This window comes from Saliniramus sp. (assembly GCF_035311605.1).
Classification (GTDB): Bacteria; Pseudomonadota; Alphaproteobacteria; order Rhizobiales; family Beijerinckiaceae; genus Saliniramus.
In genome coordinates this window covers 1-2,420 of record NZ_DATGCW010000070.1, presented here as the reverse complement: position 1 = coordinate 2,420, position 2,420 = coordinate 1, and the positions used below count along the sequence as shown (strand labels likewise).

At 63.5% G+C, this 2,420-nt stretch carries 3 protein-coding genes; 2 read left to right on the top strand and 1 reads right to left on the bottom strand.

Features of this window, described 5'->3' with window-relative positions:
* Positions 1-539, bottom strand: a 539-nt coding sequence (locus tag VKP01_RS03420) for a rhodanese family protein (protein WP_324410286.1), incomplete at its 3' end; no start/stop codon positions are given.
* A gap of 443 nt (positions 540-982) precedes the next feature.
* Here VKP01_RS03420 and VKP01_RS03415 point away from each other — a divergent pair.
* Both VKP01_RS03415 and VKP01_RS03410 read left to right on the top strand, forming a co-directional pair.
* The gene (locus tag VKP01_RS03415; RefSeq protein WP_324410285.1) at positions 983-1,996 is read left to right on the top strand and encodes a WD40 repeat domain-containing protein; all 1,014 of its coding nucleotides are present in this window, start codon (positions 983-985) and stop codon (positions 1,994-1,996) included.
* A gap of 205 nt (positions 1,997-2,201) precedes the next feature.
* On the top strand, positions 2,202-2,420 hold a 219-nt coding region (locus tag VKP01_RS03410; RefSeq protein ID WP_324410282.1), incomplete at its 3' end, for a PAS domain-containing protein.

The window sequence follows — 2,420 nt, the reverse complement described above, 5'->3', positions numbered from 1 at the left end:
GCGACCGGCGGGTTCTTCAGCGCCTTGTTCCAGGGCATGTGGATCAACACGCGGGCAAGCCCGCAGAAACCCGTCATGCCGGCGACCATCAGCCCGGCACCGACAAAGGCGGGGATGATAAGGAAGCCGGGTGCGATGAAGATGCCCGCAAGCGTGCCGAAGAAGCCGAGCGAGCCGGCGCCGATCTGCACCTGACGCATCAGGTCGAGCGGCTGCGACTTATCCTCGACCACCGGCAGGCCGGCCTTGCGCCAGGCATCGATGCCGCCTTCGACAATAAAGGCGTCACAGGCGTCACCGGCCTTGTCGGAGAGCGCCTGCGCGTTGGACAGGGTGCGCATGCCCGACTTGCAGTGGAAGAGGACCACATTGGCACCGTCACGCGGCAATTCGCCCTTTTCGAACTCGCTCAGCGCAAAATTGCGCGCCTGCGGAATGCGCTCACGCGCATGTTCAGCCCGGTCTCGGACATCCACGAGCACGGCACCTTCATCGATCAGGCGCTTGGCTTCGGCGGGGGAGATGGTCGGAAGGGTCATGGTCTGTCATCCTCGTCTGGGTAATCCGGCTGCAAAACTTGGCAAGGCGTCTCGCCTGCAATGATCTGCGAACGGCGCCTCTCTGAAGCTGTCAGTAATTTAGAATTTACTTATATACATGTCAAGGGGCGATTTGAGACAGCAGGGGCGGCGCGCCGTGCTGCTGCACCGGAGCCTCAACGAAGAAGGGCCGTCCACAAGGGACGGCCCGACCTCGATTCCGGCTGCTCCGCAGTGGATCGTTCCGGGGGGCTGGGGGGCTGACGTTACCGGAAGAACCCACGTGGAAACCATCGAGATACATATTTTTCTGATGGGTTCGGGGCGTCCGTTTGTCGTGAAAGCGGCGAATCTGTGATTTTGCGTCCTTGCGAAGATTGTCCCGTGTGACAGGGACCGCATCGGGCCTGCACAAATGCCGAAGTTTCCTCTAGAACCACCGCATGAACACGAACCCTAACAATCCGATTCCCGATCTCACCCAGGCCGTTCAGCGCGTAGATGCCCGCGCGCATGTCGGCGTGATCTGCTTCCTGCAAACCACCGCCGCCTTCTGTCTCGGCGATGGCGGCGTGCTGCTGGTGCGTGATGGCGCCGATCATCGTGTAGAGGTACATCCGGACGGCAGCATCCTGTGTGCGACGAGCGACGGCGAGCGCCTCGTCACAGGCGGCGATGACGGGCGCGTCGCGGTCACCGGCGCCGACGGCTCGACCCGTGATTTCGCCGATAGCGGGGGCACATGGATCGACGCGCTCGCCCTGCATCACGAAGGCGGTATCGCCTGGAGCGCTGGGCGCAAAGTGACGGCGCGTGATCGCAAGGGGAAGGAAAAGCGCTTCACGGCCCCCTCCTCCGCCCGGGGCCTCGCCTTCGCGCCGAAGGGTTATCGCCTCGCCATCGCCCATTATAACGGGGTGAGCCTGTGGTATCCCAATCTGGAGAAGGAGCCGGATCCGCTCGAATGGAAGGGCTCGCATCTCGACGTGACCTGGTCGCCGGACGGTCGCTTCGTTGTCACCTCCATGCAGGAGAACGCGCTGCATGGCTGGCGCCTCGCGCCGGATCGCGGCCATATGCGCATGTCGGGCTATGCGGCCAAGCCGCGCGCGCTCTCCTGGAGCGCCGACGGCGACATGCTCGCCACGAGCGGCGCCGATGCGGTGATCGCCTGGCCCTTCGACAGCAAGGAGGGGCCCACCGGCAAGGCGCCGCGTGAATTCGGCGTTCGCGAGGCCCGCGTCACCCGTGTCGCCTGCCACCCGCATCTGCCGATCTGCGCCGCCGGCTACGAAGACGGCTGCGTCTTGCTGATTCGCGTCAGCGACGGTTCGGAACTGCTGGTGCGTCCGGTGGTGAAGGGCAGCCGCGTCACCGCCCTCGCCTGGGATGGCGCAGGCAAGCTCATGGCCTTCGGCTGTGATGACGGAGCAGCAGGTATTCTGCCGCTTCCGTGAGCGTTGCGGGCGGCCTGTATGGCCTCCCCGCCGCTCATAAACGATCATGGCGCAGAAACAGGCAGTAATCGTTAACGGAGCTTAACACCTGCATGCCCTGCCCTGCCGGTTCCCGGAATATCCATATACGGCGATTTCATGTGGTTTTCGCATGCTGGCGCAGCTGGTTCGCATGCCGGCACAGCTGGAGGGACATCACATGGGAATGCTCGCACGAATCGCCGGACCGCACCGCGCCGCGCAACCGGATCTCCGCGCGGCCTTCGAGAGCCTGCCTGTTGCAGTGATGATCTGTGAGACGCGCGGATTCGAGGTCGTCTACGCCAACCCGGAATCGCGCACACTGCTGGGGCGGATCGGTCATCTTCTGAATATCGACCCCGAGAAGATCATCGGCACGTCGATCGACGTCTTCCATAAAAAT